Here is a 14,697-nt window from a genome sequence, read left to right as displayed (position 1 = left end):
ACGGCAACGAAACAATGAGGATACACACATGAAAGCCCTGGTTACCGGTGCAGATGGTTTTATTGGCTCGCATCTGACCGAGTTGTTACTGGCCAAAGGTCATTCGGTGAGAGCGCTGGTCTGTTATAACTCATTCAACAGTTGGGGCTGGCTTGAGGGCTGTCAGCACGACCGTCTTGAGGTAGTTGCGGGCGATGTCCGCGATCCGTTTTTTTGTGACACCCTGTGTGACGGCATCGAGGTGGTCTTCCATCTGGCCGCGCTGATTGCTATTCCTTATTCCTATATTGCTCCCCAGAGTTATGTTGAAACCAACGTGACGGGTACCCTGAATATGTGTCAGGCGGCGCTGAAACATGGCGTCAGGCGCTTTATTCAGACCTCAACCAGTGAAGTGTATGGTACGGCGCAATACGTGCCTATTGATGAGGCGCATCCACTGCAACCGCAATCGCCTTACAGTGCTTCTAAAATTGCCGCAGACGCCATGGCGATGAGCTATTTCAATGCATTTGAACTTCCGGTCACCGTCGCCCGTCCGTTTAACACCTATGGACCGCGTCAGTCGGCGCGTGCGGTAATCCCTACGATTATCAGCCAGATTGCCAGTGGTATGACGCAGATTCAGTTAGGTGACACCTCGCCTACGCGCGATTTCAATTTTGTGCTGGATACCTGCGGAGGTTTCATCGCACTGGCTGAATGTGACGAGGCCGTCGGGGAAACAGTGAATATCAGCACGAATGATGAAATCTCGGTGGCTGATACGCTCAATCTTATCCGTGACCTGATGGGGAGCGACGTCGAGTTTGTTACCGATCCGCAGCGAATGCGCCCGGCGGGATCTGAAGTGTTCCGGTTGTGGGGCGACAACAGCAAAATCAGAAAGCTGACCGGGTTTGCTCCGCGCTATTCTATTCGTGACGGACTGCGGCAGACCATCGACTGGTTTACCAACGCTGACAACCTTAAGCACTATAAAGCGAACCAGTACAATGTCTGACCAGAGTGGCTCATGAACGTCCTGGTTGTCGGAACCGGCTCTATCGGTCAGCGGCATTGTCGGAATCTGCTGGCACTTGGGCAGCAGGTTTCAGCCTTCAGCTACCGGGCTCAGCGCGGTCAGTCTGTGGTGAGTCTGCCTAACGGAGTGACGCGTTGTGAGTCTCTCGATGACAGCGTAATGCGGCAGTTTGACGCGATTGTCGTGGCGAACAGCACCCATCAGCATATCGAGGTTGCGCAGCGGGCTGCAGAACTTGGTCTGCCGCTATTCATCGAAAAGCCCCTCGGCGCTTCGTTGCAGGGTGTTGCCACACTGACTGACACGGTTAACGTGAATGCCTGCGTGGTCGAAGCGGGCTTCATGCTGCGCTTCCAGCCAAATCTGGTCTGGATAAAGCGTGCGCTTGAACAGGACATGATTGGTGAGATTGCCTATCTGCGTGCTGCGGTTGGGCAGTGGTTACCTGACTGGCGTCCGGATACGGATCATCGTCAGGGCTATGGCGCTAAGCGTGCCTGCGGTGGCGGCGTTATTCTTGATCTTGTCCACGAACTGGATGCCATCCAGTGGCTGGGAGGGCGGGCTGAGCAGGTAGTGGCAATGACCCGCCACTGGGATGCGCTTGAAATAGAAACCGAAGCGATTGCTCAGGTTGGGCTGACATTACAGTCTGGTGTTGTTGCGCAGGTGCATATGGACTATGTGCGTCCGCTGTATCATCGCACACTGGAAATCGTAGGCAGCCGTGGCGTCCTTGTGTGGGATGACAGTGCCGGTACAGTTACACTGAGTCGTCCCGGCGTTGCCCCTGAATGTGTTCATCAGGTGGACACGGGGTTTGAGCGCAACCAGATGTTTCTCGAACACATGCAGTACTTTCTGGCACGCATTCAGTCGCCAGCATTGCCTCCGGCAAGTTCATTGTCTGACAGTGAGCAGGCCTTACGTGTGGCATTGGCAGCACATCTGTCGGCGGCGGCTAAGCGATATGTCTGTCCCGCCGATATAGCAACTACCTGTTCCCTTGAGGAGTTAACTACGTGAATATTACTTGTGTTATCGGTGCCCGGGGCGGCTCAAAAGGGCTGGCGGGTAAAAATATTCGCCCGTTACTGGGGAAGCCGTTAATTGCATGGACCGTTGAACAGGCTCTGGCCTGCCCGGAGATTAACCGGGTCGTTGTATCAACCGACAGCCAGGCGATTGCTGATGCTGCGATGGCCGCTGGCGCAGACGTTCCGTTCATGAGGCCTGAACCCCTGGCCAACGACAAGGCCGGCAAGTGGGAGGTCTGGCAGCATGCACTGGAAGCCTGTGATGCCCACTATGATGAACCCATTGACCTGTACGTCGACCTCGATTGTACGTCGCCGCTGCGCGACGTTGAGGATATCTCCCGAGCGATCGCGCAGTTTAAAGCGGCAAACGTTGATGCCGTGTTTTCAGTTTGCGAGGCGCGTAAAAATCCCTACTTTAATATGCTGGAAATACAGGATGGCACGCTGCAAATCAGCAAAAAGCTGCCTGCGCCTATCGTCAGGCGACAGGATGCGCCGAAAGTGTTTGAGCATGTGGCGTCTATTTATGTACTCGACCCTGCGTACCTGCGCCGCGGTACGGGGTTATTGAGTGGCAAAACTCAGGGCTATGATATTGGTGCTGACAAAAGTCTCGATGTCGACAGTGAATTTGACTTCACCTTAATTGAATATCTGATGCGTAAAAAACAGGAGAGCCGCGGTGTCTGATGCAGCCAGTCAGGAAGCCTTACGTTTTGATTTAACCGACCGTGTTGTGGTGATAACCGGCTGTACCGGTGTGTTGGGTGCAGGCTATTGCAAAGCGTTTGCCCTGCGCGGGGCCAAACTGGTCATGGCCGATCTGGCAGAGCGAGAGCCTGAAAAGCGCGCGGCAGAACTGGCACGGGAAACCGGGGCTCAGGTTCTCGGTATGAATTGCGACGTGAGCAATGAGGCCTCTGTCGAGGCATTGTTTGCTGCCGCCAAGTCCCATTTTGGCGCGGTTCACGTGGTTATGAATAATGCGGCTGCGACAGGTGAACACCTGATGAAAGCCGGCGATGTTTTCTCTGCTTTTGAAGATTACCCGCTGTCGGTCTGGGAAAAAGTGATGCAGACCAACCTGACCGGTGTCTTTCTGGTGGCGCGGGAAGGGGGCAAAGCTTTACTGGCCAGTGGCGGTGGAAGCATGATCAATGTGTCCAGTATTTATGGTGTCGTGGCGCCTGACCACCGGGTTTACGACGGTATGCCGTTTAGCTCATTCCCGGCCTATTCCGCCAGTAAAGCAGGCGTACACGGCCTGACAAAATGGCTGGCGACCTATTGGGGGGAAAAGGGCATTCGCGTGAATACCCTGGTGCCGGGTGGCGTGTACAACGGCCATAATGAGGCCTTTGTTGAACGCTATGCCAACCGCACGCCAATGGGGCGGATGGCGGACAGAGATGATCTGATTGGCATGGTCATCTTTCTTGCCAGTGACGCGTCGCGATACTGTACCGGTCAGCAGTTTATCGTAGACGGGGGCTTAACAGCCTGGTAATTGCCTACAGCGGCAATAACCAGGTGTTATCCAGACAAAAGTCCAGTTTCGTCTGGTTTATTTTGCCGAGCGCATCTTCCTGTAGCTCGAAGTAATGAATATCACCATCTTTGTCGTGGTGATACGCCCAGTTTCGACGCAGATAGCTCCTGAGAAAACGGGCATTCGCCGTTCTGCCATCCACCAGGATCAGTGTGCCGGGCTCTAAAAAGAACTCAAAACGCAGAATATCTGCGGACATCGGCATACGGCACGGGTTAGTCATCGTGAAACCGTTGATTTCAGCCGTCGTACCAAACAATGACGGGCCGTCCAGATAGATAAAGTCTGGTGAGATGTCCGGTAGCGAACGATAAATCGTCGCAATACGGTTATCGTGAGTAATCATTTCTACCGAACTGCGGTTTACTGTTGCAAACGGTGAAAACCGGGATGACAGGCGCTGATTAGTAATTTCCAGAAAACGCTGTTCTTCCTCAACCGAATAGACGTGGAAAAACTGGTTGGCACGAAAGTGCGCGCGCGCAAAGCCCTCAAAGTGCTGGTGCAGCAGTTTTACCGCATGGGCCATGACTACTGTGCTAAAGCCACTGCCAAATTCCATAATATTCACACACTTTCTGCTCAACACCAGATAGTGCAGGCGACACAGGTCGTCATATTCTGGCTCAAAAGGTTTTTCCTCAAATGCCGATACAGTCCGGGACAGGGCTGAATGCTGACTGGCCAGACGATCGGCCTCTACCTGCTGGCAGAGAGTGCGTAAATCAAAACAATCAACATAGCGGTTAACCTGTTCAGGATCATTGAAGCTGGCGACTGAAAAGCCGGACAATTTCTCCTTTACTTGCTGAAAGTCTGGGGAAATTTCAATATCTTTAGTAGAATCTTGCGGTGTTAGTGCGGCCATGTCGTATGGGTACTCCGATGCTTTTTTTGTTGTTTATCGGGTAGTTACTAAGGCAAACAACAAAAACAGGTTACATCAGATGATGGTACCCAAAAAAAGTGGTGTCTGCCTACCTAATGCCAATCATATCGGCCCCATGGCCGATTTATTGACCGAATACTGAATTTTTATGCCACACATCAATATGCGCTGTGCAAGGGGGCGAAGTGATTAACAATGAATTTGACATTGCCGGTCGTAAGATTGGTTATCGGTACGATCCATTGGTGATCGCAGAAATCGGGATCAATCACAACGGCTCACTGGAACAGGCCAAAGCCCTGGTGGATGCTGCGGTGAGCGCCGGTGCCGAAGTCATAAAGCACCAGACTCATGTAGTGGAAGACGAAATGAGCAAGGTTGCTAAAAATGTCATTCCCTCCCACACCAAAGAGTCTATCTACGAGATTATGGAAAACTGCGCGTTGTCTGAAGACGATGAGATTGCGCTGAAAGCCTATGTGGAGTCAAAAGGCGCCATATTTATCAGCACGCCGTTTTCACGGGCTGCAGCAGACCGTTTGCGCAAAATGGATGTGGCGGCCTATAAAATTGGCTCTGGTGAATGCAATAACTATCCACTGATTGAGCACATCGCGCAATTCGGGAAACCGGTTATTCTCAGCACCGGAATGAACTCAATCGCGTCGGTGCGTCCGGCAGTAGAGATCCTGCGAAAGTATCGTACGCCATTTGCCTTGTTGCATTGCACCAATGTCTATCCTACGCCACCGGAGCTGGTGCGCTTAGGGGCAATGCAGGAACTGGCAGAGGCTTTTCCGGATGCGGTAATCGGCTTGTCAGATCACACCACCAATAACCTGGCTTGCCTGGGCGCGGTTGCACTGGGGGCGTCTATTCTGGAGCGGCATTTCACCGACACGATGGAGCGGGAAGGGCCGGACATCGTTTGCTCAATGGATCCTCAAGCACTCAGCGAGCTGATTGAAGGGGCGAAAATTCTTAAGCTGGAACGTGGTGGAAGTAAAGGTGCTGTTGAGGCAGAGCAGCCTACCATCGATTTTGCCTATGCGTCGGTTGTCACGACCGCCCCGATCAAAAAAGGTGACGTTTTCACCAGGGATAACCTTTGGGTGAAGCGACCCGGTGTGGGCGACTTCAAAGCTAAATCGTATGAAGAACTGCTGGGCAAAACCGCTGCACGTGATATCGAAGACGATGCTCTGCTGGCCTTTGAGGATGTAGCAGAGCAGTGATTCGGGTTACCGGCGCCAATGGGTTTATCGGTCAGGCAGTATTGCGTTACTGCCTGCAACACCAACTCGATGTCATCGGCTACAGTCGCTCAGCACCGCTGCTGAGTAACATTGTTCAGTGTGAAGACTATGCCAGTATTCCTCGCGACGGCTGCCTGATCCATCTTGCAGAAACGCGCACGCTGGGCGCGCTCACAGAGCAGGAAGCCCGTCACCAGAGCCGGGTTAGTCACGCGTTGGCAAAGGCAGGGTTCTCGCATTGCGTTTACGCCTCATCGGCGGCCGTTTATGCACCATCCGCCAAACCCATCGTGTCTGCAGAAGCGCCATTTGCTTCTCATCTCTATGCGCGCAATAAACTGGACAATGAACAAATTTTTGCCCATGCAGGGGGGACGGTTGCGCGTATAAGCAATGTCTATGGCCCCGGTATGGCAATGAATAATGCGGTTTCTGCGGTGCTCTCACAATGCCGGGCCAGGGCGATAGAGGTCTTCAACCTGAGCGCCGTGCGTGACTATATCTGGGTGGAAGATGTTGCTGAAATTCTGGTGACCATGGCACTCACGCAGAACACGGGGATCCACCATGTCAGTACAGGCGTCGGCACCTCCGTCAGTGAACTGGTCTCGCTGGCAACACAGTTTGCCGGTAACCATGACTTTACGGTGACAGAACGTGCACCACAGCCTTTTTCCTGCGTGGTGCTAGACTCTGCACAGACGCAGAAATGTTACAATTGGCAGCCCGCTGTCGCGATTGCCGATGGAATTGAACGGTTAGTAAGGATCCAGCCATGCGCAGAAAAATAGCAGTATTTACCGGTAACAGGGCGGAGTTTGGTCTGTTGTTGCCGGTGATTCAGGAGATTGCCGCGAGTGACAAACTGGAATTACAGTTACTGGTGGCGGGCGCACATCTTGATCCGAATTTCGGGCGGACTATCGACGTCATTCATGACAATCAACTGGATATTGCTGCAGAAATTGCCATTGATCTTGCCGATGACGATTTGTATTCGACCGCGCTCGCCATTGGCGACGGCATACAGGGGGTTGCCAGCGCGTTGCAGAAGCTCAGGCCGGACATGCTGTTAGTATATGCAGACCGCTTTGAAGGCTTTTCTGCGGTCATTGCGGCGGCACAAATGCGTATTCCGGTTGGACATATTGAAGGGGGTGACGTGACCGAGGGAGGCGCGCTCGATGACAGTGTACGTCACGCCATGACGAAGTTATCGCACCTGCATTTCACCACAAATCATGCTGCCAGCCTGAATGTAAAGCAACTGGGCGAAGAGCCCTGGCGGGTTTTCAACGTCGGCCTGCCGTCCATCGATGCGATAGTGCAGGGAAAACTCGCCGCTGAACATGAAATTGAGACGCGCTGGCCGGTTGATTTGTCCCGTCCGATTGTGGTGTTTACCCAGCATTCGGTGACGACACAGTTTGATAAAGCAGAAGAACAGATCCTGGCATCATTAGGTGCACTTACGCGTTTGCTGGAAAACGGCGTACAGCTGTTTTTAACGTATCCAAACAATGACGCGGGCGGCAAACGGATCATTCAGGCATTAACGGACTTTGCCTCACAACATACTAAAGACGTGTACCTCACGCCATCTATGGGCAGTTACTACTACCACGGTATGCTGGCCCTTGCCAGAGATCCGCAGCGGCGTGTCGCCTGTGTCGGTAACTCCTCTTCCGGAATTAAGGAAACCCCGATTTTTGGCTGTCCGACAGTGAATATCGGGTCGCGTCAGGATGGGCGCCTGAGGGCTGAAAACCTGATAGATGTTGGGTATGATAAACAGGCGATTCTGGCGGCTGTCCAGACATGCCTGTTTGATGACGCATTCAGACAGCGCTGTTTTAGTGCACATAACCCGTACGGTGATGGTACCGCCGCCAGACAAATTGTCGACGTGTTGTGCTCGGTTGCGTTGGATAACGCCCTGATAGCGAAGAAAACCCTGTTTACAGCAACTCAGCAGACGTGACAGGGTTAAGGTAAGCAGAGATTGGTCGATACAGTCAGTAACAGTACCGGTGCATAAGACGCTGGTGCATCAGAGGATATCGCGCAGGATGCTCCGACAACAAAGAGTAACGGTAGGGTAAGTGCAATGCGTAAGGTTAATGACTGGCAAAAAATACTGGTGGCACCTGACATGGTGCTGTCCGATGCGATCCAGCAGATGGACGCTGAAGGCAAACGTAACCTGGTGGTGGCAGACGCCGACCAGCATCTGTTGGGCATTGTCAGTGATGGTGACTTGCGCCGGGCGCTTATTCGCGGCATCCAGCTGAGCGATCGTGTCGACAGTATCATGCACAGTAAACCCATTGTGGCTACTGCAGACTGGAGCACAACGCGTATTCTTGCCTGTATGGAACGCTATCAGCTTCTGTTACTGCCTGTCGTTGATGACGATAACAAGATTTTATCAATTGAGTTTCTGTATGATCTGCTGCAAAAGCCCCGGCTGGACAATGCAGTTTGCCTGATGGCGGGCGGCTTCGGTACGCGTTTGCGTCCGCTTACGGAAAGTTGCCCCAAGCCCATGCTTAAGCTGGGGGATAAGCCCATTCTGGAGCTTATTATGCAGCGTTTTATTCAGGCAGGTTTTCACCGCTTTTTCATCTCAACCCATTATATGGCTGAGCAGATAGTCAGTCACTTTGGTGATGGCAGTAAGTGGGGCGTCACTATCGAGTACGTGCATGAAGACGAACCGTTAGGTACTGCCGGCGCATTAGGATTGTTGCCGAAAGAGCAGATTAATGAGCCGATGTTTGTCATGAATGGCGATCTGCTTACCGATACGGATTTTCTTTCCTTGCTGGCATTCCATGAAGAGCAGGGGGGCGATGCAACCATGTGTGTCAGACAGTTCGAATATCAGGTCCCTTATGGCGTAGTGAATACGCAGGGACATGCCATTACCAGGATTGTCGAAAAGCCGATTCAGCATTATTTCGTCAACGCGGGCATATATGTGCTGGAGCCTGAACTTATTGCACAAATCAAAGCGGGTGAGTATCTCGATATGCCAGCACTGATCAGTAAACAACTCAACAAAAAGCGCCAGATTAATCATTTTAAGCTTGAACAGGACTGGCTGGATATCGGACGGCTGGATGATTTTAAAAAAGCGCGTCAGATAGTCAGTGAAACCTTGCGGGATTTTTAATACGTGGCAGGACCCACAATTCTTTTAGTTGGTGCAGGTGAATTAGGGTCGCGGCATTTACAGTCGCTGGTCACTGTCGCGGGCGCAGCAATTGATGTGCTGGAACCCTCCGCCTTGTCGGCCAGGCGCGCCGCCGACCGGATGGCGCAGGTTCAAAACCATGCCCGGGAGGTTCGGTTTTTCACCGCGGTCAGTAACCTTAAACCAGCGTATGATGTGATAATCATCGCAACCAATGCGGCCATTCGCTATGACGTAACCATGGCGGTTCTTGGTGTGTGTCGCACGACCTACCTGATTTTTGAAAAGGTGTTGTTCCAACGCCTGCGTGATTTCCCCGCCATGCAAAACACATTGCAGCAGCACGGTATCAAGGCCTATGTGAATTGCCCGCGTCGTTTGTATGCCCTGTATCAGGATGTGAAAGCATTGCTGTCGCCTGCGCCATTGCAGGTAACAGTCTCCGGCGCAGACTGGGGGCTGGCGTGTAACAGTATTCATTTTATTGATCTGGTCGCGATGTTAAGCGGTGAAGCGCTCAAGAACGTGGAGGTGCAGTCAACATCCGGGCCGCTTGCCAGTAAACGTGACGGTTATCAGGAATTAATGGGCACAATTCGTTGCCAGTTTGCAAATGGCAGCGAGCTGACGCTGCACTGTGAGTCAGACAAGGACAGGTACAATACGTATTCCGTGGCCATCAATCAGTCCGGCCTCGACTGGGAGATAGATGAGGCCACCGGCCGGGTTTATCGGGATAATCGGGACGGTGACTGTCTTCGTAGCGGCCCTCGTCCGCCTTATCAGAGTGAGTTAACCGCGACAGTGATCACGCAGTTAATGGCGACGGGAGATTGCCCGTTGCCGTCTTACGCACAATCAGCCGCTTTGCATGAACCACTCATTACGGCGCTGCTGCCGCAATTTGGTCTGACACAGACGGCGGATGCTGCCTGTCCGATAACATAAGGGATGATATGAATTGGCTTATTGGGGCTGGCGCAATGGCCCAGGCATACTGCCATGTTCTCAACCATTTACAGTTGCCCGTGACGGTGGTAGGTCGTTCACACGCGTCAGCCTCTGCATTTACGCAGGCATGCGGTGTTGAAGTGCAGGCCGGGGGCCTCGAATCGTTTCTGGCGACGCAGCCTGAACTGCCGGAGCGCGCTATCGTGGCGGTTGATGTCATTGCACTGCCTGATGTTTGTCAGACGCTTATTGATTATGGCGTCAGGCAGATCCTGCTGGAAAAACCCGGCGGGCTGTATGCCTCGCAATTGCGCGCATTAGAAACCCGAGCCAAAAAGGCCCGGGCGCAGGTGTATATCGCGTATAACCGCCGTTTTTTTGCCTCGGTACAGACAGCGAAAACTATCATTGAGCAGGACGGCGGCGCCCTGTCTTTCGACATTGAAATGACTGAGTGGGCGCATAAAATTGCGCCGTTGGATTTGCCCGACGACGTCAAACAGCGCTGGCTTATCGCTAACACTGCGCATGTTATAGACGCTGCGTTTTACCTCGGTGGTGAGCCTGTGTCCATGCAATGTTTTCAGGCCGGTTCGCTCGCCTGGCATCGCTCCGCTGCAATAATGACAGGCGCAGGCAATACAACCTCTGGTGCGTTATTCAGTTATCAGGGTAACTGGCAATCAGCCGGACGGTGGGGCGTAGTGGTCAGTACCGCTGAACGCAGTTTACAGCTGTCACCGATGGAACAACTCAGGCAGCAACGACGTGGTGAAATTACCTGGGAGCCGGTTGCAATCGATGATGACGCTGACATGCACTTTAAGCCCGGCTTACTGCAACAGGTAAGGGCATTTGTTGCTGGTGAATGCCGCGCACTGTGTACCCTCAGTGAACAGATTTTCCGTCTGGCATGGTATGAGAAGATGGGGAACTATTCGCACGATACAAGGGTGCACAGTTAAATGACTAAGGCACTGTTTGTCATCGATACCCCCATGCAGGTGAGCAACCTGCAGGAAGCCTTGCAGGTGTTCAGCATCGACCACTACGACATTATTACGGTTGATGTCTCCAGGGCAGACGGCTATGCCCAGCTGCAGCAACAGTTAACAAGGCTGAATCCCGGACGGTTAATCAATGTACCCCGCATAGAGGGCGATATCAGAGCGCGCGTTGCTGCGTATGCCCGGCATCTTCCCTGGCTTAAAGCGCAACACTACGACCATGTCTTTTTTTCCAATATCCGTCAGCACTGGCAACGGGATATTGTGTGTAGCCTGGATGTTCAGTCCCCCGTTCTGATGGACGATGGTAACTCCACCGTCATGCTCTACGCGTTACGTTTCAGGCAGGGGCTGTTTTTTGATTTCCCGGTTGATAACGATATTCAGCGGGTGACTGCGGCTAATGAAGTCAGGGAAGAGTTTGGCGTCAGCACAGAACAACCCCGTCACCTTACGTTGTTTACTATTTTTAAGCTTGAGCCGCTTCCCTGGCTGGATATTGTGCCAAACCCCATGTCCCTGATGCGGGTTGACCATCATCATGTTAATGATGAACAGGTGATGATAATGGGAACGGGAGCTGTAGCCCTTGATTACATCTCTCTGGAAGAGTACATCCGTTTGCTGAATGGCATTGCCGCCCGATTTCCGGGCAAGCAGTTTATTTATCAGCCTCACCGGATCACTGCGCAGGCGTTATTAGATGTGATTGAACGCGAAACCGGCTTTACGGTTAAACGCCTGGATTGCCCGGTAGAGGTGTGGCTTGCCGGGCATGACTGTCCGCCCGCGACCCTGGTCAGTTTCTTTTCAGCCGCGCTGTCGACCTGCAGTCTGTGCTTTCCTGCGATCCATGTGGTCAGTGCCACGCCAGATATCAGCGCCTGGGAGGCCGCACGGCATGCGCATGTCTTTCACATGCCTGGCACAGACAATTTGCAGATAATTTCGCTATTGCTGGACTACCTTAAAACCGACCCGCGAATTGAGACGTTACTGCTGTAACAGACGTTAGCGAGCCTTTTTAGAGAGTTGTTCGAGCGGTACTTTCTGATAATCCGAAATCGTTTTGAACAGCGACTTCATCATCATGTGACCGATGATCACCTGAATATCCTCGGCGATTTGCATGTCATTCAGATCAACATGAATCGCGTAGTCAGCGAGGTGCTTTGCTTCCCCCCCGTCAAAGCCAACAATCGCAAAACTGGTGACGCCCATCAGCTTAGCCTGCCTGAGCGCTTTGACGATATTCGGTGAGTTTCCGCTGCCGGAGAGCACAATCAGGATATCGCCGGACTGCGCCTTTACTTTCAGCTGGTGGGAAAACGCATTCTGATAACCAATGTCATTGGCCAGACAGGTCATAACCGCCGGGTTGGCAGGCAGGGCCTCAACATCCAGCGCAAGTCCGTGCGGGTTGATACCGTAGGTGAAGTCATTGGCAATATGAATCGCGTTACCTGCACTGCCACCGTTACCGCAAATAAACAGACGACGACGGGAACGCCACAGGTCAAACAGATTTTGCGACAGTATCTCCAGGGTTTCATAGTCGAGCTTATCCAGTGCGGCTTTTAAATCGTGGGAATACTGCTGCAATGTGTTCATGGAAACCTCACCATTTATACTTTCAGATAAAGTGCCTCGCGCAGCTTTATCATTTCCTGACGGCTGTAGGCCTGTTTGGTCAGCAACAGGTCTGTTAATACATTAACGGCCCAGTCAAGTTCTTCTTTAGTTATTTTGAGTGTGTGGTAATCACGGGCTGTTTTTTCAGTCCGCATTTTTTCGATATTACACGCTAATGGTACGGCGGTCATGCCTTTACCCACACTTAATAACGCCTGAAGGCTTTCTGTGTCCTGTGCAGGCAAGCGCTGTGATAACCACGCGATTGCGACGGCGATCTTATCGGCGCTGTACATTTGCTGTTTGCGTTCCTCAGTTACCCAGTTGTGACGGTGAGATTCACGACTCGCGTACATCACAGGAAGGCGCGCAATTTTGCCGGCAATCACACTTAAGAACGACGGAAGAACCTCAGACAATCCAAACTCGACCCCGGCATGATCAGTGGCGCCGTAGATATCGGTGAAGACAGTCGTGCGGGTCACCGCATAGAATGTCGGGACATAATCGTTGACGTGACACTGCAGACGTGTGATGGCCGGCAGGTCAGTATCCAGCAGGGTAGCGTAGTGACCGCGGTAGGTTTCCGCAAACCGAAGTTCACCGTCATCTTCGATCCAGTGGCGCAGGTATTTACCATGTGCACAGCTGAAGTCGTCATGGTCTGCCAAAAAGCGTGCGCATGCCGCGATGCCCTCGACGAAAATAAAATCATCGTCGGAACAGACAGTGACAAACGGCGCCTGGGTCAGGGTGCCGCCGTGAGCGAGTTTACCGGCAAACGAAGTCGCGGCGTCGTAACGCTGATAACGTACACGCTCGATGTCGGCACACAGTTGTTCGCTCTCGCCATCGTCGCTTGAGTCCAGTACCAGGACATCAAGCTCGTCAAGGTGTGGCGCGTAGTAGCTAAGACACCGGGCCAGGTACGCCGGGCGATTTCGGGTTGGGATAAGGACCGTAACGGGCAGCCTGTTCATGTTATCCTTCCAGTGTCCTGGCCTGTGTGTTCAGCAGGTGCTTGAGCAGTTCGCACACATAGCCCACATCCTCCATGGTGAGGTCATAGCCTGAGGGCAGACAGATGGCCGTCTCACTCAAGGCATAGCTGTGCGGGTTACGCTTTTCGGCGTCGGGATTGGTGTCCGCAAAGGGAGGCATGGCGCTTAATGGATAAAAGAATGGCCGAACATCCACATTGTAGGGATCAAACCTGGTTTTCAGTGCCTCTTTCGTCAGCCCGAGCGCAGGGTCTACCACCGCGCAGGTTATCCAGTAACAGTTAAACACGCCGTCAGGCTCGCTGTTCAGCGTTACATACGGGCAATCAGCCAGTCCGCTCTGGTAGGCGTGGAACACAGCGCGTTTATGGGCAATCAGCTCATCCACCCGGCGTAACTGTGCCAGCGCGAGTGCCGCGTTGATATTGCTCCAGTTATAGTTAAAGCCCAGCTCTGTCGACCAGTAGTATTTGCCGCTGGCCTGCATATCAATGCCATGATGAGACAGACGTTTCGCTTTTTCGAACCAGTCAGGGTTGTCGGTCACCAGCATGCCGCCCTGACCACCCATGATCAGTTTGGTCGCATTAAAACTGTATACCCCGATATCACCGAGAGCTCCGGCAGGTTTGCCATGGTAGCGACTGCCAAGCCCCTCTGCGGCGTCTTCAATGACGACGATTGAATGGGCGCGGGCAAGCGGGATAATGCGCTCGAAATCGACCATGCTGCCAAACAAATCGACGCACACTACTGCTTTGGTTTTTTCTGTGATTGCCCGTTCGAAGGCATCAGGACACAGGCACCAGGTGTCAGGCTCAACATCCACCAGTACCGGCGTAGCCCCGATGTGCAGTACCGGACTGGCCGATGCCACCCAGGTACTGTCAGGCACAATCACTTCATCGCCGGGCCCGACACCCGCAGCAAGCAGAGCCAGATGGATTGCCGCCGTGCCATGACTCACCGGCAGGCAATAGGTTTTGCCGCAGTACGCAGAAAATTCCTCAACAAACTGGTCAAGGTGCATGCTCATATTATCAAACCAGCCGTGGGTAACGGCGTCGGTGACGGCGTCAATTTCCTGCTGGGTGATGGAAGGGGCTATAGAACGAATTCGTTTTGGAGACGGTGACAGCATTTTCACCCCGC

At 52.9% G+C, this 14,697-nt stretch carries 15 protein-coding genes; 11 read left to right on the top strand and 4 right to left on the bottom strand.

The window, feature by feature from the left end; genetic code table 11:
• The first annotated feature begins 28 nt into the window (after window positions 1-28).
• From AB1N33_RS05450 to AB1N33_RS05435, 4 genes are read left to right on the top strand one after another with little or no spacing between them, the layout of a single operon-like run.
• A complete protein-coding gene (locus AB1N33_RS05450; protein ID WP_411270529.1) occupies window positions 29-1,003 on the top strand; it encodes an NAD-dependent 4,6-dehydratase LegB in 975 nt (324 codons plus the stop codon).
• Window positions 1,004-1,015: 12 nt separating this feature from the next.
• Window positions 1,016-2,050: a Gfo/Idh/MocA family protein gene (locus AB1N33_RS05445; protein WP_411270528.1), complete on the top strand. Its 1,035-nt coding sequence runs from the start codon at window positions 1,016-1,018 to the stop codon at window positions 2,048-2,050.
• A complete protein-coding gene (locus AB1N33_RS05440; RefSeq protein WP_411270527.1) occupies window positions 2,047-2,754 on the top strand; it encodes an acylneuraminate cytidylyltransferase family protein in 708 nt (235 codons plus the stop codon). Before AB1N33_RS05445 ends, AB1N33_RS05440 begins: the two co-directional genes overlap by 4 nt.
• Window positions 2,747-3,571: an SDR family oxidoreductase gene (locus AB1N33_RS05435; RefSeq protein WP_411270526.1), complete on the top strand. Its 825-nt coding sequence runs from the start codon at window positions 2,747-2,749 to the stop codon at window positions 3,569-3,571. The genes AB1N33_RS05440 and AB1N33_RS05435 overlap by 8 nt, the downstream gene beginning before the upstream one ends.
• 4 nt (window positions 3,572-3,575) lie before the next feature.
• Here AB1N33_RS05435 and AB1N33_RS05430 read toward each other — a convergent pair whose 3' ends face one another.
• Complete coding sequence (locus AB1N33_RS05430; RefSeq protein WP_411270525.1) at window positions 3,576-4,481, bottom strand: hypothetical protein; 906 nt, start codon at window positions 4,479-4,481, stop codon at window positions 3,576-3,578.
• Window positions 4,482-4,687: 206 nt separating this feature from the next.
• Between AB1N33_RS05430 and neuB the strand changes: the two genes are divergently transcribed.
• From neuB to AB1N33_RS05395, 7 genes are all read left to right on the top strand, one after another.
• A complete protein-coding gene (gene neuB / locus AB1N33_RS05425; RefSeq protein ID WP_411270524.1) occupies window positions 4,688-5,737 on the top strand; it encodes an N-acetylneuraminate synthase in 1,050 nt (349 codons plus the stop codon).
• Entirely contained in the window at window positions 5,734-6,549 is an 816-nt protein-coding gene (locus tag AB1N33_RS05420; RefSeq protein ID WP_411270523.1) for an NAD-dependent epimerase/dehydratase family protein, read from the top strand. The genes neuB and AB1N33_RS05420 overlap by 4 nt, the downstream gene beginning before the upstream one ends.
• A complete protein-coding gene (neuC, locus tag AB1N33_RS05415) occupies window positions 6,534-7,739 on the top strand; it encodes a UDP-N-acetylglucosamine 2-epimerase (RefSeq protein WP_411270522.1) in 1,206 nt (401 codons plus the stop codon). Before AB1N33_RS05420 ends, neuC begins: the two co-directional genes overlap by 16 nt.
• 126 nt (window positions 7,740-7,865) lie before the next feature.
• Window positions 7,866-8,933, top strand: a complete 1,068-nt coding sequence (locus tag AB1N33_RS05410; RefSeq protein WP_411270521.1) for a nucleotidyltransferase family protein — start codon at window positions 7,866-7,868, stop codon at window positions 8,931-8,933.
• Between the two features lie 3 nt (window positions 8,934-8,936).
• Window positions 8,937-9,902, top strand: coding sequence for a Gfo/Idh/MocA family oxidoreductase (locus AB1N33_RS05405; RefSeq protein WP_411270520.1), 966 nt, complete (start codon window positions 8,937-8,939; stop codon window positions 9,900-9,902).
• 8 nt (window positions 9,903-9,910) lie between these two features.
• Entirely contained in the window at window positions 9,911-10,870 is a 960-nt protein-coding gene (locus tag AB1N33_RS05400; RefSeq protein ID WP_411270519.1) for a Gfo/Idh/MocA family oxidoreductase, read from the top strand.
• Window positions 10,871-11,917, top strand: a complete 1,047-nt coding sequence (locus AB1N33_RS05395) for a hypothetical protein (RefSeq protein WP_411270518.1) — start codon at window positions 10,871-10,873, stop codon at window positions 11,915-11,917.
• 6 nt (window positions 11,918-11,923) lie between these two features.
• Here AB1N33_RS05395 and AB1N33_RS05390 read toward each other — a convergent pair whose 3' ends face one another.
• The 3 genes from AB1N33_RS05390 to AB1N33_RS05380 are packed head-to-tail and all read right to left on the bottom strand — an operon-like array spanning window position 11,924 to window position 14,686.
• On the bottom strand, window positions 11,924-12,523 hold the full coding sequence (locus AB1N33_RS05390) for an SIS domain-containing protein (RefSeq protein WP_411270517.1): 600 nt from the start codon (window positions 12,521-12,523) through the stop codon (window positions 11,924-11,926).
• A gap of 14 nt (window positions 12,524-12,537) precedes the next feature.
• The gene (locus tag AB1N33_RS05385; protein WP_411270516.1) at window positions 12,538-13,524 is read right to left on the bottom strand and encodes a TIGR00180 family glycosyltransferase; all 987 of its coding nucleotides are present in this window, start codon (window positions 13,522-13,524) and stop codon (window positions 12,538-12,540) included.
• A 1-nt stretch (window position 13,525) separates the two neighbouring features.
• Entirely contained in the window at window positions 13,526-14,686 is a 1,161-nt protein-coding gene (locus tag AB1N33_RS05380; RefSeq protein ID WP_411270515.1) for a DegT/DnrJ/EryC1/StrS family aminotransferase, read from the bottom strand.
• Window positions 14,687-14,697: the final 11 nt, after the last annotated feature.

The organism is Alteromonas nitratireducens (assembly GCF_040812025.1).
Lineage (GTDB): Bacteria > Pseudomonadota > Gammaproteobacteria > Enterobacterales > Alteromonadaceae > Alteromonas > Alteromonas nitratireducens.
Note: the sequence above shows the minus strand (reverse complement) of the source record. Positions and strands in the feature narration are given on the sequence as shown.

Coding starts and splice junctions, on each gene's coding strand:
- AB1N33_RS05450 (WP_411270529.1), top strand. CDS start 29: ATGAAAGCCCTGGTTACCGGTGCAGATGGTTTTATTGGCTCGCATCTG.
- AB1N33_RS05445 (WP_411270528.1), top strand. CDS start 1,016: ATGAACGTCCTGGTTGTCGGAACCGGCTCTATCGGTCAGCGGCATTGT.
- AB1N33_RS05430 (WP_411270525.1), bottom strand. CDS start 4,481: ATGGCCGCACTAACACCGCAAGATTCTACTAAAGATATTGAAATTTCC.
- neuC (WP_411270522.1), top strand. CDS start 6,534: ATGCGCAGAAAAATAGCAGTATTTACCGGTAACAGGGCGGAGTTTGGT.
- AB1N33_RS05410 (WP_411270521.1), top strand. CDS start 7,866: ATGCGTAAGGTTAATGACTGGCAAAAAATACTGGTGGCACCTGACATG.
- AB1N33_RS05400 (WP_411270519.1), top strand. CDS start 9,911: ATGAATTGGCTTATTGGGGCTGGCGCAATGGCCCAGGCATACTGCCAT.
- AB1N33_RS05395 (WP_411270518.1), top strand. CDS start 10,871: ATGACTAAGGCACTGTTTGTCATCGATACCCCCATGCAGGTGAGCAAC.
- AB1N33_RS05390 (WP_411270517.1), bottom strand. CDS start 12,523: ATGAACACATTGCAGCAGTATTCCCACGATTTAAAAGCCGCACTGGAT.
- AB1N33_RS05385 (WP_411270516.1), bottom strand. CDS start 13,524: ATGAACAGGCTGCCCGTTACGGTCCTTATCCCAACCCGAAATCGCCCG.
- AB1N33_RS05380 (WP_411270515.1), bottom strand. CDS start 14,686: ATGCTGTCACCGTCTCCAAAACGAATTCGTTCTATAGCCCCTTCCATC.